Genomic DNA, 26,948 nt, shown 5'->3' on the forward strand with positions numbered 1-26,948 from the left:
CGTTTTTCTGGGGTGTTCAGCGAATCTGATCGGCAAGGTGGACGATGTGTTCCACCTGGCGCGTGAGCGCCGGCGGCACGGGCAGGCGGCCCGCAAGCACGTCCTCGGTGTAGCGCGCCGTGGTGTCCACGTCGATCTCGGCGGGCAGGCCCGGGATTTCGGAGGCCGTGCCGCTTTGCTGCTCGGCCAGCAGCTGGTGGGCGCCTGCGACGAATCCGTCGTAGCGCGGCAGCCGGCGCGGGTCGGCCGCGACCTCGCCTTCCAGCCCGCGCGAGAGCAGCACATTCATGCCCAGCGTCCCGAAGGTGCCGTGCAGCATGGGCAGGTACTCGGGATGGGTGTAGGCCGTCACCAGCAAGGACGGGCCGTCGCAGGGCGCCAGCAGCTTGACCACGCTGTGGCCCGGATTGCGCAGGCCGATGACCTCGCGCACGGACAGCAGCCGGGCCAGTGCCGGATGCAGGTGTTCGGTATGCAGATGGGCCACCTGGCCGCCATCGAGTGCCTGGGGTGCCTGCAGCGGCGCAATGCCCAGCGCCTGCAGCACATCGCTGGCCAGGATGCGCCGCGCCTCGGTGCGCATGCCGTGCAGCAGCACGGGCAGGCCTTCGCGCGCCAGCAGCAGGGCCAGCAGGGGCGTGAGCACGGGCAGACGGCGCGCGCCGTTGTAGCTGGGCAGCACGATCACGGGGCGGCCATGGGCCGAGGCGGGAAAGCGCGCGGCGCGCGCATGCACGGCATCCAGGAAGCCGCTCATCTCCTCGACCGTCTCGCCCTTGATGCGCATGGCGATGCAGAAGGCGCCGATCTCCAGATCGGTGACGCCCCCGTCCAGCACCTGGCCGAACAGGTCGGCGGCCTGCGCGCGCTCCAGCGCCTTGGCTCCGCGTGCGCCGCGGCCTATTTCCTTGATGTATTGGCTGATGCCCATGGCGTGGTGATCGTGGGTGGAATCCTGTGGGCGCATATTTTCCCGCAGGTTTCATTACTTTTCGCTATATATGCAAACCTGTCGTTCCATGGCCTCTTTCATGCCGCCTGCGGGCTGGGCGCAACGGGGATGTGGCGCACCAGGCGCTTGAGTTCAGGCAGGCAGGAGCCGCAGTTGGTGCCGCAGCGCAATTGGCCTTGCAAAGCGGCCAGGCGGGCATCGTCGCTGCCCTCGCAGCGCGCAAGCACGCCTTCGATGGCGGCCTCGTCCACGTCGAAGCACGCGCAGACCTGGCGCGTGCGCTGCGCCAGGGGCAGCGGTGCCGAGGCCGAGGACATGAGCAGCAGGCGCCCATAGTCCTGGGCCGGCAACTGGTCCTTCAGCAGGGTGCCCAGCCAGCTGCCGGCGCGCGTGTCTCCGGCCAGCAGCAAGGCTTCGACCGTGGTGGACAGGCTGGTGCGGTCCAGCCGCAGCGCACGGCTGTGCTGGCGGCGGCGGTCGCTGTAGCGCAGGGTGTCGGCGGCATCCAGGCCCAGCAGGGACTCGATCTGCGCGATGAGGGCGTCGTCGGGCGCCTCATGCGCGGCGGCGCGCAGCAGCACGCCGTGGCGGGCGCGGGCGGCGTCCTGCAGCGGCACGGCATTGCCGAAAGGCACGCAGCTGGCAAAGCCGAAGTGCGGCATGAGGGCGGACAACTGCTCGCGCACGGCCAGCACGCGGTCCTCGGGCAGCCAGGCCATGGCCAGCAGGGTCCAGGGCAGAGCGGCCTTTTGCAGCTTGACGGCCGTGTGCTTGAGTTCAGGCTGCTTGGATGCGGGGCAGAAGGCCGGCGTGGTCAGTGCGTTGAGGCCCCCCGTGGCCGTGCCGCCCAGGTACTCGCCGCCCCAGTGCATGGCCATGAAGAGCTGGGAGGGCGCGAGCGTGGCATCGGGCTGCACCGGCACCAGCAGGGCACCGCGGCGGCTGCTCATCTGCACCAGGTCGCCCGCGCGCAGGCCGCGCTCGGCCATGTCCTGCGGATGCATCTGCACACTGGGCTCGGCAGCCTGGCCGAACAGTCGTCCCAGCTGGCCCGTGCGGCTCATGCCGTGCCACTGGTCGCGCAGCCGGCCCGTGGTCAGGCTGAAGGGGTAGCTCGCATCGGGCGACTCGGCCAGCGGCTGCCAGGGCAGCAGGGCAAAGCGGGCGCGTCCATCGGGCGTGGGAAAGCGGCCGTCTTCGTAGAGCCGTGCGCGGCCCAGGGCTGCGCCTTCGGGCAGCGGCCATTGCTGGGGGCCTTGCGCGTCCAGCAGATCCCAGGACAGGCCGGTGATGTCCAGGTCACGCCCGCGCGTGCTTTCGCGGTGCTCGTTCCAGATGGCTTCGGCGCCTGCGGCGGCGTCCTCGGTGTCGTAGGGGAAGAGGCTGGGCCGGCCCGGGCGCAGCCGCGTTTCCATGCGCCGCGCGCAGTCCACGGCGATGTGCCAGTCATGGCGCGCGGCGCCCGGTGCGGCCACGGCGGGGCGTACGCGCGAGATGCGCCTTTCGCTGTTGGTCACCGTGCCGATCTTCTCGCCCCAGGTGGTGGCGGGCAGCAGCAGGTCGGCGTAGGCGCAGGTGGCGGTGGTGGCGAAGGCCTCCTGCACGATGACGAATTCGGCCCGCTGCAGTGCGCGCCGCACCAGGGCCTGGTCGGGCATGCTTTGCGCGGGGTTGGTGCAGGCTATCCACAGCGCGCGGATCTCGCCCTCGGCGGCGGCCTCGAACATCTCCACGGCGGTCTTGCCGGGCCGTGATGGCACGGCGTCCACGCCCCATAGGGCGGCCACTTCGGCGCGGTGGGCGGGGTTGGCCAGGTCGCGGTGGGCCGACAGCAGATTGGCCAGCCCGCCCACCTCGCGCCCGCCCATGGCATTGGGCTGGCCCGTGAGCGAGAACGGTCCCGCGCCTGCGCGCCCGATCTGGCCCGTGGCCAGGTGCAGGCCGATCAGCGCGGCGTTCTTGGCCGTGCCGTTGCTGCTCTGGTTCAGGCCCTGGCAGTACAGGCTCAGCGTTGCGCCACGGGCGGCGCCGTCCCGCGCATCTCCTCCCAGCGCGAACCACTGCGCGGCCTGGAAAAGGTCGTGGCGGGGCAGGCCGCAGACCTCGCTCACGCGCTCGGGCGTGGCCTGTCCGAGCAGGGCCTGCAGGTCGGCAAAGCCGCTGGTGTGGCGCGCGATGTAGTCCCGGTCCAGCCAGCCTTCCAGCTCCATGATGTGCAGCATGCCGTGGAACAGCAGGGTGTCGCTGCCGGGGCGCAGCGGCAGGAAGAGGTCGGCCATGCCGGCCGTGTCGGTGCGGCGCGGATCGGCCACGATGATCTTCATCTGCGGCCGCGCAGCACGCGCCTGCTCTATGCGCCGCGTGAGCACGGGATGGGCCCATGCCGCGTTGCTGCCCACGATGAACAGGCAGTCCGCATGGTCCACGTCCTCGTAGCAGGCCGGTGGCGCGTCGGCGCCCAGCGTGGCCTTGTAGCCCGCCACGGCGCTGCTCATGCACAGGCGCGAGTTGGTGTCGATGTTGTTGGTGCCGATCAGGCCCTTGGCCAGCTTGTTGAAGACGTAGTAGTCCTCGGTCAGCAACTGGCCGCTCACATAGAGGCCCACGGCATCGGGGCCGTGCTCCTGCACGATGGAGGCCAGCCTGCCGGCTGCCAGGTCCAGCGCGGCATCCCAGCTGATGTCCCGGGGCGCTGCCCCGCGCGTGGTGCGCAGGGCGGGCTGCAGCAGCCGGGTCTGCCGCGCCAGGGCGGGCGAGGCCGTCAGATGCAGCGTGCTGCCCTTGGTGCACAGGCGCCCTTGATTGGCCGGGTGCGCCGGGTCGCCGCGCACGCCCGTGATGCGGGCGCCATCGCTTTCGATGATGACGCCGCAGCCTGTGCCGCAGTAGGGGCAGGTGGATCGGGTTTCTTGCATGGTGGGCCTGGGGTGGATGAGGGAAGGGCAGGGCACGGGGGCGGGCGCCGTCACGGGCCGCTGGCCGGGTCGGCCTGGCTGGCTTGACTTTCGCCGAACATGAGGCGGTCGCGCAGTTCCTGCACTGCCACGCCATCGCGCAGCAGGCGGAAGTACCAGCCGCCGTCCTCGGTGTCGCCATACAGGCAGGCGCCGACCAGTCTGTCGCCGCGCAGCACCAGCTTGCGGTACACGCCCGCGCCGGGGTCGCTGAGCACGATTTCCTCCGTGCCGTCGTCGCCGCGAAAGTCGCCTGCGCTGAACAGATGAATGCCCGTGACCTTGAGCTTGGCCGAGGTCTGCGAGCCCGGGTAGCGGCCGATGCCGATTTCGGCCAGGTGGTTGGCCAGCACCTTGCCCTGCTCGAACAGCGGCGCCACCAGCCCGTAGGCCACGCCCCGGTGCGCCGCGCATTCGCCCACGGCATAGATGCGCGGGTCGGTCACGGTCTGCAGCGTGTCGCTGACCACGATGCCGCGCTGCACGTGCAGGTGCATCTGCTCGGCCAGCGCGGTCTCGGGCCGGATGCCCACGGCCATGACCACGAGCGAGGCCGGCGCATCGCGCCCGTCCTGCAGGTGCACGCAGGCCACGCGGCCCTGGCCGTCGCCCGTCAGCGCGCGGGTCTGGGCCTGCATCAGAAAGCGCATGCCGCGCTCGGCCAGCGAGGCCTGCAGCAAGGCGGCGGCGGTCTCGTCCAGCTGGCGGTCCAGCAGGCGCTCGCCAGCATGCACCACGGTGACCTCCATGCCGCGCTTCATGAGGCCGTTGGCGGCCTCCAGGCCCAGCAGTCCGCCGCCGATGACCACGGCATGGCGGTGGCTGGCGGCCGCCGCGATCATGGCCTGGGTGTCGGCAATGTCGCGGTAGCCGAGCACGCCTTCCAGCTCGCGCCCGGGCACGGGCAGCATGAAGGGGCGCGATCCCGTGGCCAGGATCAGGCGGTCGTACCCGGCGCTCACCGGCTGTCCGGCCGCGTCCACGGCGTGCACCACGCGGCGCGCCCGGTCCACCGCATGCACGCGGCAGCCTGCATGCAAGGTGATGCCGTGCCGGGCATACCAGGACCAGTCGTTGAGGATGATTTCGTCCAGCTGCTGCTCGCCCGCCAGCACCGGCGACAGCATGATGCGGTTGTAGTTGGGGTGCGGCTCGGCGCCGAACACGGTGATCTCGTAGAGGTCGGGCGCGATCCTGAGCAGCTCTTCCAGCGTGCGCACGCCGGCCATGCCGTTGCCCACCATCACCAGCCTGGATTTCTTCATTGCGCCCCCGCATCGGTTCGAAAAGCAAAAAGGCGTCATCCCCACTGCGCGGCTGCTGCCTGCGCGCGGGTTGACGCCTTTGTCCCTGGGGCAGCGGCACCTCGTTGCGCCTTGCCCCCATGGCCTGCAATGGCCACGCATGGGATGAAGCAAGCGGCATGCCAGGGCGCGCAGCCCTGCGCGGGCGCTGTCCTCGGGGCTGCCGCCCGGCGGCCGAGCCATGGTGGTGCGTCGCATGCCTCAAGGCGGTGCGCCCGCTATCGAGAGCGCGCAATCAGATGTCTGAATCGAATGGAGGTTTTGTGGCGATTTGTTTCAAATGCGACGAATCGGGGTACAACAAGCCACCGGGTCCTGCAGTAAGCCAGGGCCGCAATGACGTGAAGGATTTTTCTTCTTCAAGGGACCACGCCTATGAGAGTGAATCTGCCAGTCAGCACGCGTGAATACGCATTTCCCAAGGGCCAGACCCTGGTGTCCACCACGGACCTGAAGGGGCGCATCCTCTACTGCAACCCGATGTTCATCGAGGTCAGCGGCTACGAGCGCGAAGAACTGCTGGGCCAGCCCCACAACATGATCCGCCACCCCGACATGCCCGAGGAAGCCTTCCGCGACATGTGGGCCACCATCTCGGCCGGCCTGCCCTGGTCGGCGCCCGTGAAGAACCGGCGCAAGAACGGCGACTTCTACTGGGTCATGGCCAATGTCACGCCGCTGATGGAAGGCGACCGGCCCTCGGGCTACATGTCGGTGCGCACCGAGGCCACGCGCGAGCAGACGGATGCGGCCGAGCGCCTCTACGCCACCATGCGCGCCGAAAAGGACGCAGGGCGCAAGGTCCACGTGCTGCGCGCCGGCCATCTGGTGCGCAACAACCTGCGCGGACGCCTTGCCAGCGCGCTGAGCCTGGGCCTGGCAGGCAAGCTGGTGCTGATCTTCTTCCTGGTGGTGGCGGCAGCCTTTGGCGCGGCGATGGCGGGAGGGCACACGCTGGATGCATGGTCCGCGCTGGCCTGGCTGGCGGTCTGCATCTTCACGGGGCTGGCCGGGGCCTGGGCGTACCGGCTGACCGTGGCGCCGCTGGCGCAGATGGTGCTGCAGGCCAACCGCCTGGCGGCCGGCGACCTGACGCAGACCATACGCATCACGCGCAAGGACGTGGTGGGCGATCTGCAGAAGGCGCTGAGCCAGCTCAATGTGAACCTGCTGTCCATCGTGCGCGATGCGCGCGAGGAAAGCGACAAGATGCAGATCTCCACGCGGGAAATCGCGCAGGGCAACCAGGACCTGTCCGCGCGCACGGAAACCCAGGCCGGCAACCTGCAGCAGACGGCGGCGTCGATGGAGGAGATCACGGGCACGGTCAAGCACACGGCCGAGTCGGCGCGCCAGGCCACGGACCTGGCCACCCAGGCCAGCGAGGTGGCCGAGCGCAGCAGCGGCGCCGTCGACGGCGTGGCGGCCACCATGAAGCAGATCCAGGCCGCGTCGGGGCGCATCGGCGAGATCACGCAGCTCATCGACTCCATCGCCTTCCAGACCAACATCCTGGCGCTGAACGCCGCCGTGGAGGCCGCGCGCGCGGGCGACCAGGGCCGGGGCTTTGCGGTGGTGGCGGCCGAAGTGCGCAGTCTCTCGCAGCGCACGCAGGCAGCGGCCAAGGAGATCCGCGAACTCATAGACGACTCCGCCGCCAAGGTGCTGGATGGCAATCAGCGCACCGAGGTCGCGCAGAAAACCATGACCGAATCGCTGGACCTGGTGCGGCGCGTGAACCTGCTGATCGGCGAAATCCACAGCGCCTCCAACGAGCAGCTCAGCGGCATCTCGCAGGTCAACGCGGCCGTGGCGCATCTGGACAACATCACGCAGCAGAACGCGGCGCTGGTGGAGCAGAACGCGGCATCGGCCATGGCCTTGCAGGCCCAGGCGCAGACCGTGTCGGAGACCGTGCAGGTCTTCCGGCTGGACGCCACGGCCCGGGCACCGGCGGCCGTGGCCGACGCAGTGGCGCTGCGCCGGTCCATGAAGGCGCAGGCGCCGCTGCCGCCGCTGCGGCCGCCGCGCACCCAGCCGCAGCCGGCGCTGACCACGGGCTGAGCGCGATCCGGGCGCTGGAAAACATCGTTGACACTTGGGGCGCTGCGCCGTCATGCCCGCTGCACCGGCCGGCGCTACCATGTGACTTTGTGTTGACCGGGCGACCGGATGAAGGAACGACCATGAACTCCAGCTCTTCCCTGGCCGCCGAACTGATGGCACAACTGCAGGGCGCGCCCATGCAGCAGATGGCAGACCAGATCGGCGCCAGCCCCGCTCAGACCGAAAGTGCCGTGGGCGCGGCCCTTCCCGTGCTGCTGGGCTCGCTGGGCCGCAATGCGGCCGATCCGCAGGGCGCGGCCAATCTCTTCGGCGCGCTGCAGCGCGACCACGGCGCGGCCAGCGGTGGCGCCGGCGGGCTGGATCTGGGAGGCCTGCTGGGCTCGCTGCTGGGCGGCGGCGCAGGCGCAGGCGGCAATGCGGGCGGCGGGCTCGACGGCGCAGCCATCCTGGGCCATATCCTGGGCGGCAACCAGCAGCGCGCGCAGGACGGACTGGGCCAGGCCACGGGCCTGGGAAGCGGCGGCGCGGCCCAGCTGCTGCAGCTGCTGGCCCCCATCGTCATGTCCTTTCTTGCACAGCGCGTGAGCGCAGGCGGCATGGATGCCGGCGGCCTGGGCCAGGTGCTGGGCCGCGAGCATGCGCAGGCGCAGCAGCAGGGCGGCCTGGGTGGTGGTTTGCTGGGCAGCCTGCTTGATCAGGATGGCGACGGCCAGGTAGGTCTCAGCGATCTGATGAAGATTGGTGGCAGCCTGCTGGGCGGTCGTCGCTGAAGGGCCGCATTCACTGAATCGGGCAGGGCCGGTGCGTGTGCATACACGCGCTGGCCCTGTTGCTTTTTGGGCGCAGTTCGGATGACACTAGAACCGAATTGGCGAACGACTGAAAGGCACCCATGACAGCAGTTGCAGACATTCTCAAGTCCAAGGCCACCAGCGCGGTGTACAGCATCGCGCCTACCGATTCCGTGCTCGATGCGCTGCGGCTCATGGCCGACAAGGGCATTGGCGCCCTGCTCGTGATGGAGGGCAGCGAGATCGCCGGCATCGTCACCGAGCGCGACTACGCGCGCAAGATCGCGCTGCTGGGGCGCACCTCCGGCGCCACCCTGGTGCGCGACGTGATGACGCGCGACGTGCTGTTCGTCGGCCCCACCCAGACCACGCAGGAGTGCATGGCGGTGATGACCGAGAACCGGCTGCGCCACCTGCCCGTGGTGGACGAAGGCGGCAAGCTGCTGGGCCTGATCTCCATCGGAGACCTGGTCAAGGACATCATCTCCGAGCAGAAGTTCATCATCGAGCAGCTGGAGCACTACATCTCGGGCCGGCACTGAGCCGGGGCTCGGCCTGCCCGCCATGGGCAGGGTCTCGAAGGCGGCAGGACCTGCGAAGGTTCAGGCCGCCTTTTCCACATGCCCCTGGCGGGTGTAGAGGAAATCGATCACGGCCTTGCGGCACTGGCGGTAGAGGTCGTCCTCGGCCAGCGCCACGCGGTTGCGCGGGCGGGCCAGGCCGACCTGCAGCACCTCGCCGATGGTGGCGGCCGGGCCGTTGGTCATCATCACGATCTTGTCGGACAGCAGCACGGCCTCGTCCACATCGTGCGTGACCATGACCACGGTGCTTTGCGTGCGCGCCACGATCTCCAGCAGCTCGTCCTGCAGCTTGGCGCGCGTGAGCGCATCGAGCGCGCCGAAGGGCTCGTCCATCAGCAGCACCTGCGGCTCCATCGACAGCGCGCGCGCAATGCCCACGCGCTGCTTCATGCCGCCCGATATCTCGCCGGGCCGCTTGTGCGCGGCATGGGCCAGGCCCACCAGTTCCAGCGCGGCCAGGGTGCGGGCCTTGAGCTGGGCGCGGCTTTCCGTGCGGCCATAGACGCGCTCCACGGCCAGGTGGATGTTGCCCTCGCAGGTCAGCCAGGGCAGCAAAGAGTGGTTCTGGAAGACCACGGCGCGCTCGGGCCCGGGGCCCTTGATCTCCTTGTTGGCGCACAGCAGCACGCCCGTGGTGGGCGTGGTCAGGCCCGCGATCAGGTTCAGCAGGGTGGACTTGCCGCAGCCCGAGTGGCCGATCAGCGAGACGAACTCGCCCCGCGCAATGGTCAGGTCGATATTGCGCAGTGCTGGAAACAGGCCCTTGGCGGTCTTGAAGCTCTGCTCCACGCCCTGGATCTCGATGAACTTGGACGATGCATTCATGCCTTCACCTCTTCGAACGTAAATGCCGTTGCCAGCTTGACCAGGGCCATCTCCAGCAGCAGGCCCACGATGCCGATCACGAAGATCGCGATGATGATGTTCTTGACGTTGAGGTTGTTCCACTCGTCCCAGACCCAGAAGCCGATGCCCACACCGCCGGTGAGCATCTCGGCCGCGACGATGACCAGCCAGGCCGTGCCCACGGCCAGGCGCACGCCGGTCAGCATGTAGGGCAGCACGGCGGGGAACAGGATGGTGGTGGCGATCTTCCATTCGCTGAGGTTGAGCACGCGCGCCACGTTCATGTAGTCCTGGGGCACGCGCTGCACGCCCACGGCGGTGTTGATGAGCATGGGCCAGATCGAGCAGATGAAGATGGTCCAGATGGCCGCCGGGTTGGCGCCCTTGAAGACTAGCAGGCCGATGGGCAGCCAGGCCAGCGGCGACACCGGGCGCAGCAGGCTGATCAGCGGGTTGAACATGCGCGACAGGAAGTTGAAGCGCCCGATCACGAAGCCGGCCGGAATGCCGACCAGCGCCGCCAGGCCGAAGCCCACGGCCACGCGCTGCAGCGAGGCCAGCACGTTCCAGCCCACGCCCTGGTCATTGGGGCCGTTGCGGTAGAACGGGTCGCTGAAAATCTCCACCGCCTGCTGCCAGGTCGCCAGGGGCCCCGGAATGCTCTGGCCGGAGCCCGCGGCCACCAGGGACCACACGCCCACCAGCAAGCCGAGGCCGCACAGCGGCGGCAGCACGGCCAGCCAGAAGGCGCGCGACAGCGCCGCCCAGTCGCGCGCAGGGGCGGGAGTCCTGGGCGTTGCCGGTGCAGCCTGCATGGCCGGGACCGGGGATGCAGCGGTAGGGGAAACCGGCGCAGGCGGGGCGGCGGCGGTGGAGGACTCTGCCGGGAAGTGGAAGACGGCGCTGACCATGGTGTGTTCCTCTGTGGGATGGGGCTTCAAAGGGGATCTCTCAGGCCTTGATGGCGAAGCTGTCCGCGTACTTGCGCGGGTCCTTGCCGTCCCAGACCGTGCCATCCATGAGCTTGCTGCTGCGCATCTCCGCCTTGGGCAGCGGGGCCTTGGCGGCGGTGGCGGCCTGCTGGTAGATGTCCAGGCGGTTGATGGAGCGGGCCACGCCCAGGTAGTCGGGGTGGTCCTTGAGCAGGCCCCAGCGCTTGTGCTGGGTCAGGAACCACATGCCGTCGGACAGGTAGGGGTAGCCCACGCTGCCGTCGCCGTAGAACTTCATGTGGTTGGGGTCGTCCCAGGTCTTGCCCACGCCGTCCTGGTAGCGGCCCAGGATGCGCTGGTTGATGGCATCCACGCCCGTGTTCACATAGGCCTTGCCGGCAATGGTGTCGGCCATGCGGGTCTTGTTGGCCAGGCTCTCGTCGATCCAGCGGCCGGCCTCGATGATGGCGGCCGTCACGGCGCGTGCCGTATTGGGGTTCTGGCGGGCAAATTCGGCCGTGGTGCCCAGCACCTTCTCGGGATGGTCCTGCCAGATGGCCTGGGAGGTGGTGGCCGTGACGCCGATGCCGTCCATGATGGCGCGGTGGTTCCAGGGCTCGCCCACGCAAAAGCCGTCCATGTTGCCCACGCGCATGTTGGCCACCATCTGCGGCGGCGGCACGGTGATGACCTTGGCATCCTTGAGCGGGTGGATGCCGTTGGCCGCCAGCCAGTAGTACAGCCACATGGCATGCGTGCCCGTGGGAAAGGTCTGGGCAAAGGTGTATTCGCGCTTTTCGCTGGCCATCAGCTTGGCCAGGCCTGCGCCGTTGACGGCGCCCTTGTCGGCCAGCTTCTTGGACAGCGTGATGGCCTGGCCGTTGTGGTTGAGCGTCATCAGCACGGCCATGTCCTTCCTGGCGCCGCCCACGCCCAGGTGCATGCCGTAGACCAAGCCGTACAGCACATGGGCAAAGTCCAGTTCGCCATTGGCCAGCTTGTCGCGCACGCTGGCCCAGCTCGCTTCCTTGGAGGGAATGATCCTGACGCCGTACTTCTGGTCGATCCCCAGCACCGAGGCCATGACCACGCTGGCGCAATCGGTCAGCGGAATGAAGCCGATGCGCACTTCCTTTTTCTCGGGCGCATCCGAGCCTGCCGCCCAGGCGCCGTGGTGGCCCAGCTGGGTGTAGAGCGCCGCGCCGCCTGCCAGCGTGCCGGCCTGGCGCAGAAAATCGCGCCGGGGCAGTGCCGGGCCGGAGGTGAGAGGGCCTGTGGTGGGCTGGGGCGTGGACGCCATGGCGGAACTCCTTCGATCGTCGGGAATGGAACACTTGCAAACCGGCATGTCCCAAGCAAAACGGCGTCCTCTCCGGCCGCGCTGCGCGGGGAGAGTGACGCCGTTGTCCTGGGGCCCTGAATCAAGACCGGGTTCCCGGCCGCCTTTGGCCGGGATTTGCCAGAGTCAATGCAGAAACCGTGCCAGGCGGCGTTCAAGGGGGACCATGCACTCCACCGGCCTTGCCGTCCGCGCCGGGCCACCTTCTGGTGCGCGACTTGCCGCAGCACTGCACCAAGTCGGTGCTGCGCTGCAACATGGCGCGCAGCGGCACGGGTTCATGGGGCGGGCGGCAGCAGATCGGCCATGGAAAGCACGGCCTGCGCCACTTCGGCCAGGCGGCGGTTCTGGTTCATGGCGGTCTGGCGCAGCAGCTTGTGGGCCTCGCCTTCGCTGAGATGGCGCCGTGTCATCAACAGGCCCTTGGCGCGCTCCAGCAGCTTGCGTTCCGTGAGCGTGGCGCGCACGGTCTCCAGCTCGGCCTGCATGGCCTGCAGCCGCTGGGACTGGTCCTGCACCAGGTCCATCACGGATCGGTCCAGCTGCGGGCCCAGACGCGCGGCCGGGGGCTGCAGCCCGCCCAGCGCCAGCGTGGCGGAGACGGGAGTGATCTCCATTGCCTGCGGCGCCTGCAGCAGCGTCTGCAGGGCGGCGCGCGCATCGACAATGCAGCGCTGGCACTGCTGCTGCAGCTCGGCCGTCAGGCGGGCCTCGACGGTGTGCAGCGCATCCATGCGCCGCGAGCAGCTGTCGAACCAGGGCTCGGCCATCTCCGGCGCCAGGGGAGTGCCCGGCGCGGCCGTGCAGCCCACGCGGCGCAGGCGTTCGATCACGGCCAGCGTGGCATCGGCCGCGCTGCTTTCTTGCCACAGGGCCAGGGAATGGGGCGGCGCAAACTCCGCAAAGACCTGAAAGCAGCGCTCCTGCGAGGCGATCAGGTGCAGCCAGTGCTGCTGGCGCGGCGCATCGCTGACGCCCGCACCAAAGGCGGCCACGCCCGTGGCACGCTCCTGGCCCGCGAATTCCTTGCCCTGCATGAAGTTGAACAAGGCCACCAGCAGGCGCGAGATACCGGGCTCGGGTGCGCTGTCGGCCGCCTCGAACACCACGGCCAGCAGGCCTGCCACCAGCTCGATGTAGATGGCGGTGGCCGCCTCCGGCGACAGGTCGTGGCTGGCGACGCGCTCGCGCAGCGCAGGCAGGGCGTCCAGGCACTGCAGCACATGGGCGATGCGGCTGAACAGTCGCGCGCCATGGCCGGGGTGCCCCGTGGAGTCTGTTTGGCCGGGCTGCATGTCCAGCCGGTCGAAGCCGTCAAGCGCCGCCGCGGCAATCCGGTCGCACTCGGCCATCTGCGCCAGCCGTGCCTCGCCGCCATGCGCGCCCGCGCTGGCCAGAAAGACGTTGGACAGGCCGCGCTCCTTTTGCAGCGCATGGATGAGGCGGCTGAGCAGATCCACCAGTGCGCTGGTGCGCTGCAGTTGCTCCAGTTCGCCGATTTCGCACTGGCGCGCGGCCACAAGAAAGTTGAGAGCGGTTTTCATGGGGGACGGGTCCTGTCTGCCTGCATTGATGCAATTCCCATGCCGGGCCTGCCGTGGCGCAAAAGGAGAAGTAGAAGCAAGGCGCAGGGTTTGATAGAATTTTTCTAACGTTTTGAAATCGTCGATACAAATTTGGACGCGTGAATGTGTCGAATATTTGCCGGGCGCCCTGCAGGAAAAAGCCCGGCTTTCCGGCACACACGACACCCATGGCATAGCCATCCACAAGATCGGGCTGCGCAATGCGGCAGCGAGGCTGAATCAGCATGAGCTTGCAATATCACGAGAAGATCGGATGTCCCCCGTGCGCTGGCGGTTCATGACCCAGGCGGTGTTGGGGCGGACTGCTGTGCGCCGGCGTGGCCCGTCCCTGGCTGCGCTGCTGCTGGGCCTGGCGCAGTGCCGGGCACTGGCGGGGGGCGAGGTCCTGGCCGCGTCGGCGCCATCCGATGGCCAGGGAAGCTGGGCCGCGGGGTGGAGCGCTTTCGGCCTGTGGGGCGCCATTCCCGTTCTGATATTCCTGCTGGTTTCGCTGGTGGTCCATGTGCGCCTGCGCGAGAAGGCTCAGCGCCTGACGCAATCGCTGCAGCAGACCAATGAAAAGCTGCTGCGCGCCAATGTGAAGCTCAAGCGCATCGCCTTCAGGGACCCGCTGACCGGCACGGCCAACCGGGCGCTGCTCGAGTACCGGCTTGGCCGGGCGATTGCGCGCGCCGACAGCTCGGTGGAGCAGCCAGGGCCCGGCGGACCGGTGCGCGTGGGCCTGCTGTACATCGATCTGGACGGATTCAAGCCCATCAACGACGTGGAGGGCCATGCCGCAGGTGACGCGCTGCTGTGCCAGGTGGCCGTGCGCCTGAACCGTATGACGCGCAAGTCGGACACGCTGGCGCGCGTGGGGGGCGATGAGTTCGTGCTGCTGCTGGGCTGCCTGGCATCGGAGGACGATGCCGTGGCCATGGCCGGCCGGGTGCAGAAGGTTTTGGGCCAGCCCTTCGATCTGCCGGGAAAGTCCATCTCCATCGGCAGCTCCGTCGGCGTGGCCATCTATCCCGATCATGGCCAGAAGGAAAAGCTCATGGCGGCGGCCGACCTCGCCATGTACACGGCCAAGCGCGCCGGCGGGAATTCCTGCGCCATCTTCAAGGAAAGCATGCGCAAGGATGTGGCCGTGCAGTTCGACCTGCAGCAAGCCCTGCGCCGCGCCGTGGCAAGCCAGCAGCTGGTGCTGTTCTACCAGCCCAAGATCGATGCCCGCACGGGCCGCATCCGCAGCGTGGAGGCGCTGGTTCGATGGAACCATCCCCGATTCGGCCTCATCAGCCCCCGCGTGTTCATTCCGCTGGCCGAGCGCTTCGGCCTGATCAGCGAGATCGGCGACTGGGTCATCGACGAGGCCTGCCGCCAGACTGCCCAGTGGACGCGCCAGCGGCGCTTCATGCGCGTCTCCATCAATATCTCGGGCTATCAGCTCTTTCAGACGCGGCTGGCGCAGTACATCGGCGAAGCGATCGAGCGGCACCGCATTCGGCCCGAGCAGCTGGTCTTCGAGATCACCGAGTCCGTGGCCATGGAGGACGACAAGACCACCATGGCCGTGATTGCCGAGTTGACGGGCATGGGCGTGCAGATTTCCATCGACGACTTCGGCACCGGCTACTCCAGCCTGGCCCTGCTGCGCCAGCTGGGCGCCGACGAGGTCAAGATCGACCGCAGCTTCGTGCGGGACGTGGCCATCAAGAGCGACGCGCGGGCCGTGGTCGATGCCATCGTGCGCCTGGCCCATGCGCTGGAGCTGCGCGTGGTGGCCGAAGGCGTGACCGACCAGCAGCAGCGCGAAGTGCTTCAGACGCTGGGCTGCGACGAGCTGCAGGGCTTTTACTTCGCTCGCCCCATGAACGCCCAGGCGCTGATCGCCAGCGAAATCTGGACCTCCGACGGCATCGAGCCCGTGCAGTTCTCGCGCTCGTCATACCTGGACAACCTGTAGCGGCCCGCCGGCCCCGCAACTGCCCGCCGGCCAGGGGCCATTGACGCGGGCGGCCGTGCGCCGCGCCCGCAGGTTCTACACTTCAGTCCCATGAGTTTGCTGATTCTGGGGATCGAATCCTCCTGCGATGAAACCGGCGTGGCCCTGGTCGAGGCCCCCGATGGCACGGGCGTGCCCAGGCTGCTGTCCCATGCGCTGCACAGCCAGATCGACATGCACCGCGCCTATGGCGGCGTGGTGCCGGAGCTGGCCAGCCGCGACCACATCCGCCGCGTGCTGCCGCTGACCGAAAGCGTGCTGGGCGAGTCCGGCCGCACGCTGGACCAGGTCGATGTGATCGCCTTCACGCGCGGCCCCGGCCTGGCCGGCGCGCTGCTGGTGGGCGCGGGCGTGGCCTGCGCCATGGCTGCGGCGCTGGACAAGCCCGTGCTGGGCGTGCACCACCTGGAAGGCCACCTGCTGTCGCCCTTCCTGAGCGCCGATCCCCCCGAATTCCCCTTCGTGGCCCTGCTGGTCTCGGGCGGCCACACGCAGCTGATGCGCGTGGACGGCGTGGGCAGCTACGCCATCCTGGGCGAGACCATCGACGACGCGGCCGGCGAGGCCTTCGACAAATCGGCCAAGCTCATGGGCCTGCCCTATCCGGGCGGCCCCGTGCTCTCGCGCCTGGCCGAGGGCGGGGACGCGCAGGCCTTCAAGCTGCCCCGGCCGCTGCTGCATTCGGGCGACCTGGACTTCTCGTTCGCCGGCCTGAAGACGGCCGTGCTGACCCAGGCGAAGAAGCTGGGCGATGACCTTGAGGCGCGCAAGGCCGACCTGGCCGCCAGCACGCAGGCGGCCATCGTCGAGGTGCTGGTCAAGAAGACGCTGGCGGCGCTGCAGCAGACCGGCATGAAGCGCGTGGTCGTGGCCGGCGGCGTGGGCGCCAACCGTCTGCTGCGCGCCCAGCTGGATGCGGCCTGTGCCAAGCGCAAGCTGCGCGTGCACTACCCCGAGCTGCACCTGTGCACCGACAACGGCGCCATGATCGCCATGGCCGCCGCCATGCGCCTGCAGGCAGGCCGCGAAATGGCGAACAGGCACTACGCGTTCGACGTCAAGCCGCGCTGGCCGCTCGATTCGCTGGCCTGATGGTCCGGGGCCGCGTGCCCGGCCTGCACGGCGGGCGCAAAAAAAGCCCGGCGCGGGCCGGGCTCTGGAAACGGGCTGTCACCTTGCCAAGAGGATGGAAGAAAGGATGGTTGACAGCCCGGGTGCACAAACGCGCTGACCGTGACCGGACTTACTGGATGCTCAGCATGGTGGCCTTGCTCTGGGGTTCCAGGCGGGCCAGGGACAGCGTGAGCACGCCGTTTTCCAGCTTGGCGCTGCTGGCGGCCGTGTCGATTTCATGGTCCAGCTCCCAGGCACGCTGCACCTGGCGGGGCGCGCCCTCGACGCTGGACAGACGGACCACGGCGCCTTCGATGCTCAGCTGCAGCTGCTCGCGGGACAGGCCGGGCACATCCAGCTGCAAGGTCGTGGCCTTTTCATCGCGCTGAACCTGCACCGACGAGAGCGAAGGGGCCGCGTTGCCCAGGGTGCCTTGCAAGAAGCGCTGCAGGGCCAGATCGGCGGCTTGGGGAGCGAAGGCGTTGCGGCGGAGAACAGGCGTGAAGATCATGGTGGGTTGGCTCCTATAAACTGCGCGGCTTCATCGAAGTTGTCGCCGCATGGAGCCTAGTTAAGCGGTGTTGAACGCATTTCAAGAGGAAAAAGCCATGAATAAATTGCGCCGCAAGGTCTTGAAAAGCGGCGCCATGGCGCTATTTGCGGCGCCCGCGCTGCTGGCCCGGGCGTCAAGCGGACACGACCGGCCCGTGTCGCCGCCGCGCGGCGAGCCGATACGGCTGGCGCTGATCGAAAGCCTGTCCGGCCCCTTTGCCAACACGGGCGAGGCCGTGTTCCGCAACCTGCTGTGGGCCGCCGAGCGCGTGAACGCGCGCGGCGGTGTGCTGCTGCCGGCCGCGCAGGGCGGCGCCCGGCCCCTGGCCATCGAACGCCATGACAGCAAGGGCCAGAACGAGGAGGCGCTGTCTGCGCTGCGCGCAGCCATCGACGGCGGCGCGCGCGTGGTCATGCAGGGCAATTCATCGGCCGTGGCCGCCGTGCTGGTCGACGCCATTGCCAAGCACAACGAGCGCGATCCGGCCCGGCGCGTGCTGTACCTGAACTACTCGGCCGTCGATCCCGCGCTCACCAACGAGCGCTGCAGCTTCTGGCACTTTCGCTTCGACGCCCATGCCGACATGCGCATGGCCGCGCTGATGCAGGTGCTGCGCGAGGACGGGGCCGTGCGCAACGCCTACCTGATCGGGCAGGACTACAGCTTTGGCCAGGCCGTGCTGCGCGAGGCAAGGCGCCAGCTGGCCGCGCAGCGGCCCGATGTGGCCATCGTGGGCGACGAGCTGCATCCCGTGGGGCGCGTCAAGGACTTTGCGCCCTATGCGGCCAAGATCAAGGCCAGCGGCGCCCAGGCCGTGATCACGGGCAACTGGGGCAACGATCTGATGCTGCTGGTCAAGGCCGCGCGGGAGGCGGGTTTTGACGGCCGCTTCTACACCTTCTATGGCAATGCGCTGGGCGCGCCCGCTGCCCTGGGCGAGGCCGGCGTGGGCAAGGTGCTGGCCGTGGCCGACTGGCTGCCCAACGTGCCGGGCCCCGACAGCCAGGCCTTCTACAAGTCATTCCGCGAGCGCTTTCCCAGGCCTGCCGATGACTATGTGCACATGCGCATGCAGCTGATGATCGAGGCCCTGGCCCAGTCCATGGCGCGTGCGGGCAGCACCGACACGGTGGCCGTGGCGCAGGCGCTGGAAGGCGCCGAGGTGGCGCTGGCCGGGCGCAAGGGCCGCATGCGCGCGGCCGACCACCAGTTCCAGCAGGCGCTGGTGGTCGGCGTCATGGACAGGCAGGGCGCGTCCGGCGTGCCCTTCGATGTGGAAGGCTCGGGCTACGGCTTCCGCGTGGTGCGAGAGATCGAGGCCGCGCGTGCCGAGCAGCCCGCGATGTGCCGCATGCGCCGGCCCTGACCACCTCGACGGTTTGGATGGACTGGATCAGCGGCCCATGGCTGCCGCGACTTCCTGGCCCAGCTCGATCACGGACAGCGCGTAGTAGCTGGACCAGTTGTAGCGCGTGATGGCATAGAAGTTCTCCGTGCCCGCGATGTACAGCGGCTGGCCCTGCGCGCCGTTTTCCAGCTTGACCAGGGCCAGCGGCCCCGGGTGCGCGGCGCCGTCGCCAGGCAACTGCACGCCGCGTGCGGCCATCTCGTCGGCCGTGAACTGGGGAAGGATGTCGGGCGCCAGCAGGGCGGCCAGGTCGGCGCCCTGGGCCTGCATGATCACCGGGTAGTGGGTGGGCATGCCGCTTTTCCAGCCATGCGCGACAAAGTAGTTGGCCACCGAGCCGATGGCATCGGCCGCGCTGCCGAACAGGTCGATGCGGTCGTCGCCGTCAAAGTCCACGGCCCACTTCACCCAGCTGCTGGGCATGAACTGGCCCATGCCCATGGCGCCTGCGTAGCTGCCGCGCAGCGAGAACGGGTCCGTGCCCGCACGGTGGGTGAAGCGCAGGAACTGCTCCAGCTCGCCACGGAAGTACTCGGTGCGCGCCGCAGCGCGCGGGTGGGTGGCAGGGAAGTCGAAGCTCAGCGTGGCCAGGGCGTCCATCACGCGGAAGTTGCCCATCTGCTGGCCGTAGATGGTCTCCACGCCGATGATGCCGACGATGATTTCGGCCGGCACGCCGTACTGCTTTTCGGCACGCGCCAGCGCGGCGGCGTTGGCCTGCCAAAAGCGTGTCCCGGCACGTATGCGCACGGGCTCGACAAAGCGGCTGCGGTAGACGCCCCAGTTCTTGGCCGTGCCCTGGACGGCCGGCGTCATCAGGCGCGGCACCTGGGGCAGAAAGCGGGCCTGGGCGATGGTCTCGCGCACCCAGTCCACCGGCAGGTCGTGGCGCATCGCAATGTCGGCGGCCATCTGCATGGCTTCGGGCCGTTCGCCGTAGGGCGTGCTGCCCTGCACGGTCCTGGCCACGGCGGCGCCGCCAGCGGCCGTGGCGGCGGCCGTAGCGGCCGTGCGCTTTTTCGTGGAAGGTTTGGCCGTGGACTTGGTCGTGGTTTTAGCCGAGGTTTTGGCCGTGGCTTGGGCGGCAGGGCTGGCTGCCGGCTTGCCGGCCAGCGCGCCGCAGGGCACGGCCGCGGCCGCGAGCAGCAGCAGGGCGCAGGGGATCAGTCGTTGCTTGGTCATGGTGTGCTTGTCGTGGGGCCGGCAGCGGCGGCTTGTGGCCGTGGCTGCGGATTGCGTGGCCAGTCCAGCGCCCGCCATTGGCGTCGCAGGGCGGGCAGGCCGGGGGTGTCGGGTGCGGATGAGGATGGGGATGGCCGTGCGTAGCGCTGGCGCTCCATTCCCAGGAGCCAGTCGTGAAGGGCCTGGGCCGCCTTGGCATCGTCCTGGCCCCAGCGGTCCATGACCTGGGCTGCCAGCGCACGAGGGGGCAGGCTGGTGTCGGCGTCCAGGCCGATGCGCCGCAGCCGGGCGCGGGTCCTGTCCATGAGGCGCAGCCATTCGTCGCGGCTGGTGCGCTGGGCGCGGGCCATCCAGGCCAGCCACGCCAGCGCGGCCACGCCGGCCAGCGCGCCCAGCAGGCGCAGCATGTCCACCCACGAGGGCGATTGCACGCCCAGGTTCTTGAGCAGGTCCAGCTGGCGGCTTTGCGTGTAGTTCAGCACCCACTGGTTCCAGCCGTTGTTGACGGCCTCCCACACGGCGCGCATCTGCTGCAGCATGCCCACGCCCACGAAGTTGCCCATGGCTCCGGCGATGGCGCCCTGCGGCGCGCGCAGGCGCTGGAACTCGCCCACGCGCGACGGGGCCACGGCGCCAGTGGGGTCGATGCGCACCCAGCCCTCATCCTCCAGCCACACCTCGGTCCAGGCATGGGCGTCGGCATTGCGCACGGTCCAGTAGCCGTCGACCGGGTTGCGCTCGCCACCCTGGTAGCCGGTGACGATGCGGGCAGGCACGCCCATGCCGCGCATCAGCACGGCGAAGGCGGAGGCGATGTGCTCGCAGAATCCCTCTTTGCTGTCGAACCAGAAGTCATCGGCCGTGTGCACGCTGTCCACCACGCCGGGCTCCAGCGTGTAGGTGTAGCCGCCCTTGCGCAGGCGCGCCAGCGCGGCCTGCACCCAGGCACGGGGCGCGGCATCGGCCAGTTGCGGGTCGGCGCGCATCTGCCGGGCCAGCTCCAGCGTGCGCGGGTTGCTGCCTTCGGGCAGCTGGGTGTAGCGGCGCAGGCCGCGCGTGGGCTTGAGCGGGCCGTAACTGAACTGCACATGGCTTTGGGCGCTGATGCGCACCACGTCGGTGATGGGGCGCCAGGTCAGCCATTGCAGCTGGGGCGTCATGCGGGCGGTGCCCATGCCCGGGGGCAGTTCGGGGGGCTGGGGCGTGGCGTCAAGCATGGTCAGCCAGGGGCGGCGGCTGGGCTCTATGGTCATCTGGTAGCGCACGCCTTCGCCCGAGACGCGCAGCTGGGCGCTGTCCAGCCCGGCCTCCGTGTCCATCTGCCATTCCTGGCCGTCGAAGCGCGACAGCACGGGGCCTCGGAAGTACAAGGTGTTGGCCGGTGGCGGGGCGCCGTCGGGCGTGTCGAAGCGCAGGCGCAGTGCGATGTTCTCGTCCAGCACCAGCGAGGCCATGGAGCCCACGCGCATGTTCTCCGACAGGCCGCTGCGGCCGGCCAGGTCGTTGCCCGGCACGCCCCACAGCGGGGCCATGCGCGGAAAGAACAGGAACAGCGCCACCATCACCGGCGTGCCCCACAGCGCCAGCAGGGCTGCCGTGCGCAGTGCCTGGGTCAGCGGCGGCCGGCCGGCGGTCATGTGGGCATTGACCAGGGCCGTGAGCAGGCCCAGCAGGCCCAGCACCATGGCCAGGGCCAGCAGCAGGGACTGCGAGTAGAAGAAGTTGGCCAGCAGCGCGAAGAAGCCCAGGAAGAACACCACCATGGCGTCGCGCCGGGCGCGCAGCTCCAGTGTCTTGAGCGCCAGCAGCAGCACGATCAGCGTCACGCCCGCATCGCGCCCGACAAAGGTGCCGTGCGAGACCCAGGTGGCGCCGAGGGCCAGCAGCAGCAGTCCGCCCAGCAGCCAGCGGCCGGGCAGGGGCTGGCCGCGCCAGGCCAGCAGGGCGCGCCACAGCAGCAGGCCGGCCACGAAGACCATGGTCCACCAGGGCGTGTGGGCGGCCTGGGGCATCAGCACCCAGGCCACCACGGCCAGCAGGAACAGGGTGTCGCGCGCATCGCGGGGCAGGGCGGCCAGGCGCTGGCGACAAGTGGCCGCAGGCTGCGCAATGGCTTGGAAGGAGGAGGGCATGGACGTGCGATTCATGGGCAGGCCGCCAGGGCTTCCAGGCAGAGCGTGGCATGGGCCGCGCCCTGGTCGGGGGCGATCTCGCGGCCGTCGGGCAGGCGCAGGCCCCAGGTCAGGTCCTGCTGGCGCGCGGCCAGCACCCAGGCGGTCAGGCGGCTGAGGCGGGCCTCGGGGTCGGCCAAGCCGGTGGCCTTGGCATCCAGCCACAGGCGGTGCTGCTGGGACAGCGGGCGGTCGCGGCTCACCAGCTGGTTGCTGCCCGTGGCAAAGGCCTGTGCAGCCTTTTTCCAGACCACCAGCTTGAGCGGATCGCCGCGGCGGTAGGCCCGCACACCGTCGAACTCGTCGCCGTGCCGCGTGGCAGCCGCGCTGCGGCCGCCGGCATCGGCGCTGGCCGGTGGCAGGGGCGGCGGATTGTGCTCGGGCGCCGGGTAGATCCAGGCCTGCGTCTGTGCGCGCCACAGCGCCCAGACGCGGAAGGTGCCCAGCGGATAGCGGGTGGCCGCCGTGATCGTGGGCAGCGGCTGCCGTCCCCGGCGCAGCGGCGTGAAGGCCAACTGTGCCGTGGTGCTGCCCTGTGCCGGTACATCGATCCAGGTCCAGTCGGTGGCCGGGACATCGCCCTGCACGGCCAGGCCTATGCCCCAGCGCGTGCTGCGGCGGCTGTTGTGCAGCACCACGTCGAAGCGGCAGGGCTGGCCGGCAAAGCTGCCGGCCGGCGGCACCAGGTGCATTGCCAGGCCGCGCAGGTTGCCGTGGCCGACCACCATGCCCGCAGCCGCGCTTCCGGCCAGCAAAAAGGTCAGCAGGTAGCCCAGGTTGAGCTGGTAGTTGATGGCTGCCACCAGCAGCACGCACAGCGTCAGCGCCAGGGCCCAGCCTGCGCGCGAGGGCATGATGTAGACATTGCGCTGGGTCAGCCTGAGGCTGTCGGTGCGCGGCAGGCGGGCATGCCACCACTGGCGCACGCGCCGCGCAGGAGACCAGCGCTGGCGCAGCGATGCCCCCGGCTGGGCGGCGCCGGGCGAGGACGCTGGAGCGGCCGGCATCAGCGCAGCGCCACGGCGTCCAGCATGGCGCGCACCTGCTCCACGGCACCCCGGCCGCTGGAGCCTATGGGCACCAGGCGGTGGGCGGCCGTCTGCGGCAGGATGGCCTGCACATCGTCGGGCGCCACGTAGTCACGCCCCTCCATCAGGGCCACCGCCCTGGCCGCGCGCAGCAGCGCAATGCCCGCGCGAGGCGACAGGCCCTGCACGAACCACTGGCCCGAACGCGTCGCCTCCAGCAGGTCCTGCACATAGTCGAGCAAGGCATCGCTGGCATGGACCTGCAGCACGGCGGCCTGCAACTGCTGCAGCTCGTCCGTGGCCAGCAGCGGGAGCAGTGCATCGGCCTGGGCGCGCCGGCCATTGCCGGACAGCAGGGAGCGCTCGGCCGCGCGGTCGGGATAGCCCAGGCTGATGCGCATCAGAAAGCGGTCCAGCTGGCTTTCGGGCAGCGGGAAGGTGCCCAACTGTTCCTGGGGGTTCTGGGTGGCGATCACGAAGAAGGGCTCGGGCAGGCGGTGCGTGCGGCCTTCGGACGAGACCTGGCGCTCTTCCATGGCTTCGAGCAGGGCGCTCTGTGTCTTGGGGCTGGCGCGGTTGATCTCGTCGGCCAGCAGTACCTGGGCGAAAACGGGACCTGGATGGAAGACGAAGGACTCGCTGCTGCGCTCATAGATGGACACGCCGGTGAGGTCGCTGGGCATGAGGTCGGCCGTGAACTGCACGCGCGAGAACTGCAGCCCGAAGCTGTGCGCCAGCGCATGGGCCAGCGTGGTCTTGCCCACGCCGGGAACGTCTTCCAGCAGCAGGTGTCCCCCGGCCAGCAGGCAGGCCACGCTGTCGCGGACCTGAGCCGGCTTCCCTACAACCACCGTGTTAAGCTGATCCAGAAGCGCCTTGATCTTGTGTGTAGCTTGCATGGCGCGACGTTATCCTAAAAAAAACATCGCGGAGACATCACTGTGGGCAAGACGGGTTATTTCACCCATAGGGAGTGCTGGCGGCATGAGATGGGGCCGGGGCACCCAGAGTGCCCGGCCCGGCTGGACGCCATCGAGGACCGGCTGCTGGTGACCGGCGTGGCCGATGCGCTGGAGCGGCACGAGGCCCCCCAGGCCTCGCTGGCCGACATCGAACTGGCCCATGACCGCATGCATGTGGCCGCGCTGCAGGGCCTGACCCAGCGCCTCATCGAGGAGCAGCAGGCCGGCGGCCCCGAGTACTCCCAGATCGACACCGACACCTCCATCAACAGCCACACCTTCTCGGCCGCGCTGCATGCGGCCGGTGCCGCGCTGGCGGCCACCGATGCGGTGATGGCCGGCGAGCTGGAGAACGCCTTTTGCGCCGTGCGCCCTCCCGGCCACCATGCCACCCGCCACCAGGCCATGGGCTTTTGCTTCTTCAACAACGTGGCCGTGGGCGTGAAGTACGCGCTCAGCCGCCACCACCTCAAGCGCGTGGCCGTGATCGATTTCGACGTGCACCACGGCAATGGCACGGAGGACATCCTCTCCGGCGACGACCGTGTGCTCATGTGCGGCATCTTCCAGCACCCCTTCTATCCCTTCAGCGGCGACCAGCACCCGGCCGCCAACATGGTCAACGTGCCGGTGGCCGCCTATACCAAGGGCATGGACATCCGCGAGATCGTCGAGATGATGTGGATCCCGCGACTGGAGGCCTTCAAGCCCGAGCTGATCTTCATCAGCGCCGGCTTCGACGCCCACCGCGAGGACGACATGGGCCAGCTGGGCATGACCGAGCAGGACTTCACCTGGATCACCTCGCGCATCAAGGACATTGCGCGGCGCTTTTCCAAGGGGCGCATCGTCTCCTGCTTGGAAGGCGGCTACGTGATGGGGCCGCTTGCGCGCAGCGTGGAAGCGCACGTGCGCGTGCTGGCCGACCTTTGAACCCGATCTGGAGCACCATGAACGCGAGCACCCATCCTTCTGAAGCCAGCCCCCTGCTCGACGTGCAGCGCGACGCGCGCGGCGTCGTGCGGCTCACGCTCAACGATCCGCAGCGCTTCAATGCCCTGGGCGAGCAGATGCTCACGCAGCTGCAGCAGGCGCTGGACGATGTGGCGCGTGACGAGTCGGTGCGCGTGGTCGTGCTGGCTGCAGCCGGCAAGGCCTTTTGCGCCGGACACAATCTCAAGGACATGGCGGCCCATCCGCAGCTGGACTACTACCAGAAGCTGTTCGCGCAGTGCAGCCGCATGATGCTGTCCATCCACCGGCTGCCCGTGCCCGTGATCGCGCGCGTGCACGGCATTGCCACGGCGGCGGGCTGCCAGCTCGTGGCCCAGTGCGATCTGGCCGTTGCTGCGCAGGCGGCACGCTTTGCCACCAGTGGCATCCACTATGGCCTGTTCTGTGCCACGCCCAGCGTGCCCTTGGTGCGCAATGTGCCGGCCAAGCAGGCCATGGAGATGCTGCTCACGGGTGACTTCATCGACGCGCAGCAGGCGCTGGACCAGGGCCTGGTCAACCGCGTGGTGGCCGAGGAGGCGCTGGACGATGCGGTGGAGCACTTCGTGCAGTCCATCGTCAGCAAGCCCCGCGCGGCCGTGGCCATGGGCAAGGCCCTGGTCTACCGCCAGCGCGAGATGGGCATCGAGGCGGCCTACCAGCTGGCCGGCCAGACCATGGCCGCCAACATGATGGATGCCGACGCCCAGGAGGGCGCCCAGGCCTTCGCCGCCAAGCGCGAACCGGCCTGGAAGACGGGCCGCTGACCGACCTGCATGTAGGCCCCGGTCCGGTTGGCCTGTCCTGGATCTGCGCGATGATGGCGGCCTGCGCCCTTGCGGCGGAACGGCCCTGATCCATGGACATCTTCGACAAGCTCATCAACGACTTCCAAAGCTCCAGCGCCTGGCTGGAGTTCTCCGTTCTCATCGGCTGCCTGCTGCTGGCCTACGGCGCCATGCGCGGCCTGCATGCGCGCTATGGCCATCTGAACGATGGCAAGCCCTCCGTATGGATAGGCCGCCATGCGCTCGACGGCGCACTGTTCCCGCTGCTGGCGCTGGTGCTGGTCTTCACCAGCCAGGAGATCCTGGCGCGGTTTTCCACGGTGTTCTGGCTGCGCGTGGCCGTGTCGCTGCTGGTGTCCCTGTCGGTGATCCGCTTCGTGGCGCGGGTGCTCAGCCGGACCTTCCCCCACTCCACCGTGGTGCGCCTGATCGAGCGCATCTTCTCCTGGCTGGCCTGGGGCGCGGCCGTGCTGCACAGCATCGGCCTGCTGCCGCAGGTCATGGAGGAGCTGGAGGCCCTGCAGTTCAACATCGGCAAGACGCCGGTCAGCCTGCTCAACCTGATCGAGGGCACGCTGTCGGCGGGCCTGATGATGGTGGCCGTGCTCTGGCTGTCCACGCTGTTCGAGCAGAAGGTCATCAACCAGTGGGTCAGCGACCTGTCCATGCGCAAGGTGGCCATGAACATCACGCGCAGCGTGCTGATCCTGGTGGGCCTGCTGGTCTCGCTGTCCATGGTGGGCGTGGACCTGACGGCGCTGTCCGTCATGGGCGGCGCCATCGGCGTGGGCCTGGGTTTCGGCATGCAGAAGATCGCCTCCAACTACGTCAGCGGCTTTCTGGTGCTGATCGAGCGTGCGCTGCGCATCGGCGACAACGTGCGCGTGGACGGCTTCGAGGGCCGCATCACTGATATCCGCACGCGCTACACCATCATCCGCGCGCTCAACGGCCGCGAATCCATCGTGCCCAACGAGACGCTGATCACCCAGCGTGTGGAGAACCTCACCGGATTCGACGTCAAGTTCGGCCTGTCCACCAACATCGTCGTGGGCATGGACAGCGATGTGGAGCAGGTGCGCGGCATCCTGCTCGAAGCCGCAGCCGCGCAGCCGCGCGTGCTCAAGACGCCCGCGCCTTCGGTGGCTCTGGTCGACTTTGTGGAGCAGGGCCTGCAGTTCAGTCTCAGCTACTACATCAACGACCCGCAAAATGGCCAGGGAAATGTGCGCTCCGAGGTCAACCTCGCCGTGCTGCGCGGCCTGCGTGCCGCAGGCGTGAGCCTGCCGGTCCCCAGGCAGGTGGTACAGATCACCGAACGCGGGGGCGTGGCGGCCCAGGCAGCAGAGAAAAGCAGCTAGGATTATTCCTAGGTGCATACCCTGAGTTCAGGCTGTTCCCCTGCAGG

General features: G+C 69.0%; 21 protein-coding genes. 9 read left to right on the forward strand and 12 right to left on the reverse strand.

Annotation, left to right across the window (positions count from 1 at the left end):
* Positions 1-16: 16 nt before the first annotated feature.
* The 3 genes from ybiB to ACF8ME_RS28350 all read right to left on the reverse strand — a co-directional run bounded on the left by ybiB (position 17) and on the right by ACF8ME_RS28350 (position 5,171).
* Positions 17-931: a DNA-binding protein YbiB gene (ybiB, locus tag ACF8ME_RS28340; protein ID WP_034367674.1), complete on the reverse strand. Its 915-nt coding sequence runs from the start codon at positions 929-931 to the stop codon at positions 17-19.
* Positions 932-1,029: 98 nt separating this feature from the next.
* Complete coding sequence (locus ACF8ME_RS28345) at positions 1,030-3,867, reverse strand: molybdopterin-dependent oxidoreductase (protein ID WP_392419225.1); 2,838 nt, start codon at positions 3,865-3,867, stop codon at positions 1,030-1,032.
* 50 nt (positions 3,868-3,917) lie between these two features.
* Positions 3,918-5,171, reverse strand: coding sequence for an NAD(P)/FAD-dependent oxidoreductase (locus tag ACF8ME_RS28350; RefSeq protein WP_392419226.1), 1,254 nt, complete (start codon positions 5,169-5,171; stop codon positions 3,918-3,920).
* Positions 5,172-5,585: 414 nt separating this feature from the next.
* On the opposite strand from ACF8ME_RS28350, the gene ACF8ME_RS28355 reads away from it, so the two are divergent.
* The 3 genes from ACF8ME_RS28355 to ACF8ME_RS28365 all read left to right on the forward strand — a co-directional run bounded on the left by ACF8ME_RS28355 (position 5,586) and on the right by ACF8ME_RS28365 (position 8,610).
* Positions 5,586-7,274: a PAS domain-containing methyl-accepting chemotaxis protein gene (locus ACF8ME_RS28355; protein WP_016449720.1), complete on the forward strand. Its 1,689-nt coding sequence runs from the start codon at positions 5,586-5,588 to the stop codon at positions 7,272-7,274.
* A gap of 122 nt (positions 7,275-7,396) precedes the next feature.
* Positions 7,397-8,047, forward strand: a complete 651-nt coding sequence (locus tag ACF8ME_RS28360; protein WP_016449719.1) for a DUF937 domain-containing protein — start codon at positions 7,397-7,399, stop codon at positions 8,045-8,047.
* A gap of 122 nt (positions 8,048-8,169) precedes the next feature.
* Positions 8,170-8,610, forward strand: a complete 441-nt coding sequence (locus tag ACF8ME_RS28365; RefSeq protein WP_016449718.1) for a CBS domain-containing protein — start codon at positions 8,170-8,172, stop codon at positions 8,608-8,610.
* Positions 8,611-8,670: 60 nt separating this feature from the next.
* Here ACF8ME_RS28365 and ACF8ME_RS28370 read toward each other — a convergent pair whose 3' ends face one another.
* The 4 genes from ACF8ME_RS28370 to ACF8ME_RS28385 form a co-directional block, all read right to left on the reverse strand.
* Positions 8,671-9,477 (reverse strand): ABC transporter ATP-binding protein, encoded by an 807-nt coding sequence (locus ACF8ME_RS28370; protein ID WP_017407363.1) that lies wholly within the window; start codon positions 9,475-9,477, stop codon positions 8,671-8,673.
* Positions 9,474-10,409 (reverse strand): nitrate ABC transporter permease, encoded by a 936-nt coding sequence (gene ntrB / locus ACF8ME_RS28375; protein ID WP_034367678.1) that lies wholly within the window; start codon positions 10,407-10,409, stop codon positions 9,474-9,476. Before ntrB ends, ACF8ME_RS28370 begins: the two co-directional genes overlap by 4 nt.
* A 40-nt stretch (positions 10,410-10,449) precedes the next feature.
* Positions 10,450-11,730, reverse strand: a complete 1,281-nt coding sequence (locus tag ACF8ME_RS28380) for a CmpA/NrtA family ABC transporter substrate-binding protein (protein ID WP_392419227.1) — start codon at positions 11,728-11,730, stop codon at positions 10,450-10,452.
* 317 nt (positions 11,731-12,047) lie between these two features.
* Positions 12,048-13,313 (reverse strand): nitrate- and nitrite sensing domain-containing protein, encoded by a 1,266-nt coding sequence (locus tag ACF8ME_RS28385; RefSeq protein ID WP_392419228.1) that lies wholly within the window; start codon positions 13,311-13,313, stop codon positions 12,048-12,050.
* Positions 13,314-13,608: 295 nt separating this feature from the next.
* Between ACF8ME_RS28385 and ACF8ME_RS28390 the strand changes: the two genes are divergently transcribed.
* Together ACF8ME_RS28390 and tsaD are read left to right on the forward strand one after the other, a co-directional pair.
* Entirely contained in the window at positions 13,609-15,303 is a 1,695-nt protein-coding gene (locus ACF8ME_RS28390) for a putative bifunctional diguanylate cyclase/phosphodiesterase (RefSeq protein WP_374005725.1), read from the forward strand.
* Positions 15,304-15,393: 90 nt separating this feature from the next.
* Positions 15,394-16,434 (forward strand): tRNA (adenosine(37)-N6)-threonylcarbamoyltransferase complex transferase subunit TsaD, encoded by a 1,041-nt coding sequence (tsaD, locus tag ACF8ME_RS28395; protein WP_016449712.1) that lies wholly within the window; start codon positions 15,394-15,396, stop codon positions 16,432-16,434.
* A gap of 151 nt (positions 16,435-16,585) precedes the next feature.
* Here tsaD and ACF8ME_RS28400 read toward each other — a convergent pair whose 3' ends face one another.
* Positions 16,586-16,966, reverse strand: a complete 381-nt coding sequence (locus ACF8ME_RS28400; RefSeq protein WP_016449711.1) for an Hsp20/alpha crystallin family protein — start codon at positions 16,964-16,966, stop codon at positions 16,586-16,588.
* A 97-nt stretch (positions 16,967-17,063) separates the two neighbouring features.
* On the opposite strand from ACF8ME_RS28400, the gene ACF8ME_RS28405 reads away from it, so the two are divergent.
* A complete protein-coding gene (locus ACF8ME_RS28405) occupies positions 17,064-18,374 on the forward strand; it encodes a branched-chain amino acid ABC transporter substrate-binding protein (protein ID WP_392419229.1) in 1,311 nt (436 codons plus the stop codon).
* 27 nt (positions 18,375-18,401) lie between these two features.
* Here ACF8ME_RS28405 and mltB read toward each other — a convergent pair whose 3' ends face one another.
* From mltB to ACF8ME_RS28425, 4 genes are read right to left on the reverse strand one after another with little or no spacing between them, the layout of a single operon-like run.
* Entirely contained in the window at positions 18,402-19,598 is a 1,197-nt protein-coding gene (gene mltB, locus ACF8ME_RS28410; protein ID WP_392419230.1) for a lytic murein transglycosylase B, read from the reverse strand.
* Positions 19,595-21,745: a transglutaminaseTgpA domain-containing protein gene (locus ACF8ME_RS28415; protein ID WP_392419231.1), complete on the reverse strand. Its 2,151-nt coding sequence runs from the start codon at positions 21,743-21,745 to the stop codon at positions 19,595-19,597. The genes mltB and ACF8ME_RS28415 overlap by 4 nt, the downstream gene beginning before the upstream one ends.
* Positions 21,742-22,776 (reverse strand): DUF58 domain-containing protein, encoded by a 1,035-nt coding sequence (locus tag ACF8ME_RS28420; RefSeq protein ID WP_392419232.1) that lies wholly within the window; start codon positions 22,774-22,776, stop codon positions 21,742-21,744. The genes ACF8ME_RS28415 and ACF8ME_RS28420 overlap by 4 nt, the downstream gene beginning before the upstream one ends.
* Positions 22,776-23,696 carry a MoxR family ATPase gene (locus ACF8ME_RS28425; RefSeq protein ID WP_016449706.1) on the reverse strand — a complete coding sequence of 307 codons (921 nt, stop codon included), beginning with the start codon at positions 23,694-23,696 and terminating at the stop codon, positions 22,776-22,778. The genes ACF8ME_RS28420 and ACF8ME_RS28425 overlap by 1 nt, the downstream gene beginning before the upstream one ends.
* 90 nt (positions 23,697-23,786) lie before the next feature.
* Here ACF8ME_RS28425 and ACF8ME_RS28430 point away from each other — a divergent pair, with 90 nt between their 5' ends.
* The 3 genes from ACF8ME_RS28430 (at position 23,787) to ACF8ME_RS28440 (ending at position 26,901) form a co-directional block, all read left to right on the forward strand.
* Positions 23,787-24,692 (forward strand): histone deacetylase family protein, encoded by a 906-nt coding sequence (locus tag ACF8ME_RS28430; protein WP_017406772.1) that lies wholly within the window; start codon positions 23,787-23,789, stop codon positions 24,690-24,692.
* A gap of 17 nt (positions 24,693-24,709) precedes the next feature.
* Positions 24,710-25,519: an enoyl-CoA hydratase gene (locus ACF8ME_RS28435; protein WP_016449704.1), complete on the forward strand. Its 810-nt coding sequence runs from the start codon at positions 24,710-24,712 to the stop codon at positions 25,517-25,519.
* A 92-nt stretch (positions 25,520-25,611) separates the two neighbouring features.
* Positions 25,612-26,901, forward strand: coding sequence for a mechanosensitive ion channel family protein (locus ACF8ME_RS28440; protein ID WP_034367659.1), 1,290 nt, complete (start codon positions 25,612-25,614; stop codon positions 26,899-26,901).
* Positions 26,902-26,948 lie beyond the last annotated feature (47 nt).

The organism is Delftia sp. WSY_7, assembly GCF_043104845.1.
Taxonomy (GTDB): Bacteria; Pseudomonadota; Gammaproteobacteria; order Burkholderiales; family Burkholderiaceae_C; genus Comamonas; species Comamonas tsuruhatensis.

Bases quoted from the DNA above. Each gene is read 5' to 3' on its own strand.
- ACF8ME_RS28350 (WP_392419226.1), bottom strand. From the start codon at position 5,171: ATGAAGAAATCCAGGCTGGTGATGGTGGGCAACGGCATGGCCGGCGTG.
- ACF8ME_RS28380 (WP_392419227.1), bottom strand. From the start codon at position 11,730: ATGGCGTCCACGCCCCAGCCCACCACAGGCCCTCTCACCTCCGGCCCG.
- ACF8ME_RS28440 (WP_034367659.1), top strand. From the start codon at position 25,612: ATGGACATCTTCGACAAGCTCATCAACGACTTCCAAAGCTCCAGCGCC.
- ACF8ME_RS28425 (WP_016449706.1), bottom strand. From the start codon at position 23,696: ATGCAAGCTACACACAAGATCAAGGCGCTTCTGGATCAGCTTAACACG.
- ACF8ME_RS28355 (WP_016449720.1), top strand. From the start codon at position 5,586: ATGAGAGTGAATCTGCCAGTCAGCACGCGTGAATACGCATTTCCCAAG.
- ntrB (WP_034367678.1), bottom strand. From the start codon at position 10,409: ATGGTCAGCGCCGTCTTCCACTTCCCGGCAGAGTCCTCCACCGCCGCC.
- ACF8ME_RS28385 (WP_392419228.1), bottom strand. From the start codon at position 13,313: ATGAAAACCGCTCTCAACTTTCTTGTGGCCGCGCGCCAGTGCGAAATC.
- ACF8ME_RS28420 (WP_392419232.1), bottom strand. From the start codon at position 22,776: ATGCCGGCCGCTCCAGCGTCCTCGCCCGGCGCCGCCCAGCCGGGGGCA.
- tsaD (WP_016449712.1), top strand. From the start codon at position 15,394: ATGAGTTTGCTGATTCTGGGGATCGAATCCTCCTGCGATGAAACCGGC.
- ACF8ME_RS28430 (WP_017406772.1), top strand. From the start codon at position 23,787: ATGGGGCCGGGGCACCCAGAGTGCCCGGCCCGGCTGGACGCCATCGAG.
- ACF8ME_RS28405 (WP_392419229.1), top strand. From the start codon at position 17,064: ATGAATAAATTGCGCCGCAAGGTCTTGAAAAGCGGCGCCATGGCGCTA.
- ACF8ME_RS28365 (WP_016449718.1), top strand. From the start codon at position 8,170: ATGACAGCAGTTGCAGACATTCTCAAGTCCAAGGCCACCAGCGCGGTG.
- ACF8ME_RS28345 (WP_392419225.1), bottom strand. From the start codon at position 3,867: ATGCAAGAAACCCGATCCACCTGCCCCTACTGCGGCACAGGCTGCGGC.
- ybiB (WP_034367674.1), bottom strand. From the start codon at position 931: ATGGGCATCAGCCAATACATCAAGGAAATAGGCCGCGGCGCACGCGGA.
- ACF8ME_RS28360 (WP_016449719.1), top strand. From the start codon at position 7,397: ATGAACTCCAGCTCTTCCCTGGCCGCCGAACTGATGGCACAACTGCAG.
- ACF8ME_RS28390 (WP_374005725.1), top strand. From the start codon at position 13,609: ATGTCCCCCGTGCGCTGGCGGTTCATGACCCAGGCGGTGTTGGGGCGG.
- mltB (WP_392419230.1), bottom strand. From the start codon at position 19,598: ATGACCAAGCAACGACTGATCCCCTGCGCCCTGCTGCTGCTCGCGGCC.
- ACF8ME_RS28415 (WP_392419231.1), bottom strand. From the start codon at position 21,745: ATGAATCGCACGTCCATGCCCTCCTCCTTCCAAGCCATTGCGCAGCCT.
- ACF8ME_RS28435 (WP_016449704.1), top strand. From the start codon at position 24,710: ATGAACGCGAGCACCCATCCTTCTGAAGCCAGCCCCCTGCTCGACGTG.
- ACF8ME_RS28400 (WP_016449711.1), bottom strand. From the start codon at position 16,966: ATGATCTTCACGCCTGTTCTCCGCCGCAACGCCTTCGCTCCCCAAGCC.
- ACF8ME_RS28370 (WP_017407363.1), bottom strand. From the start codon at position 9,477: ATGAATGCATCGTCCAAGTTCATCGAGATCCAGGGCGTGGAGCAGAGC.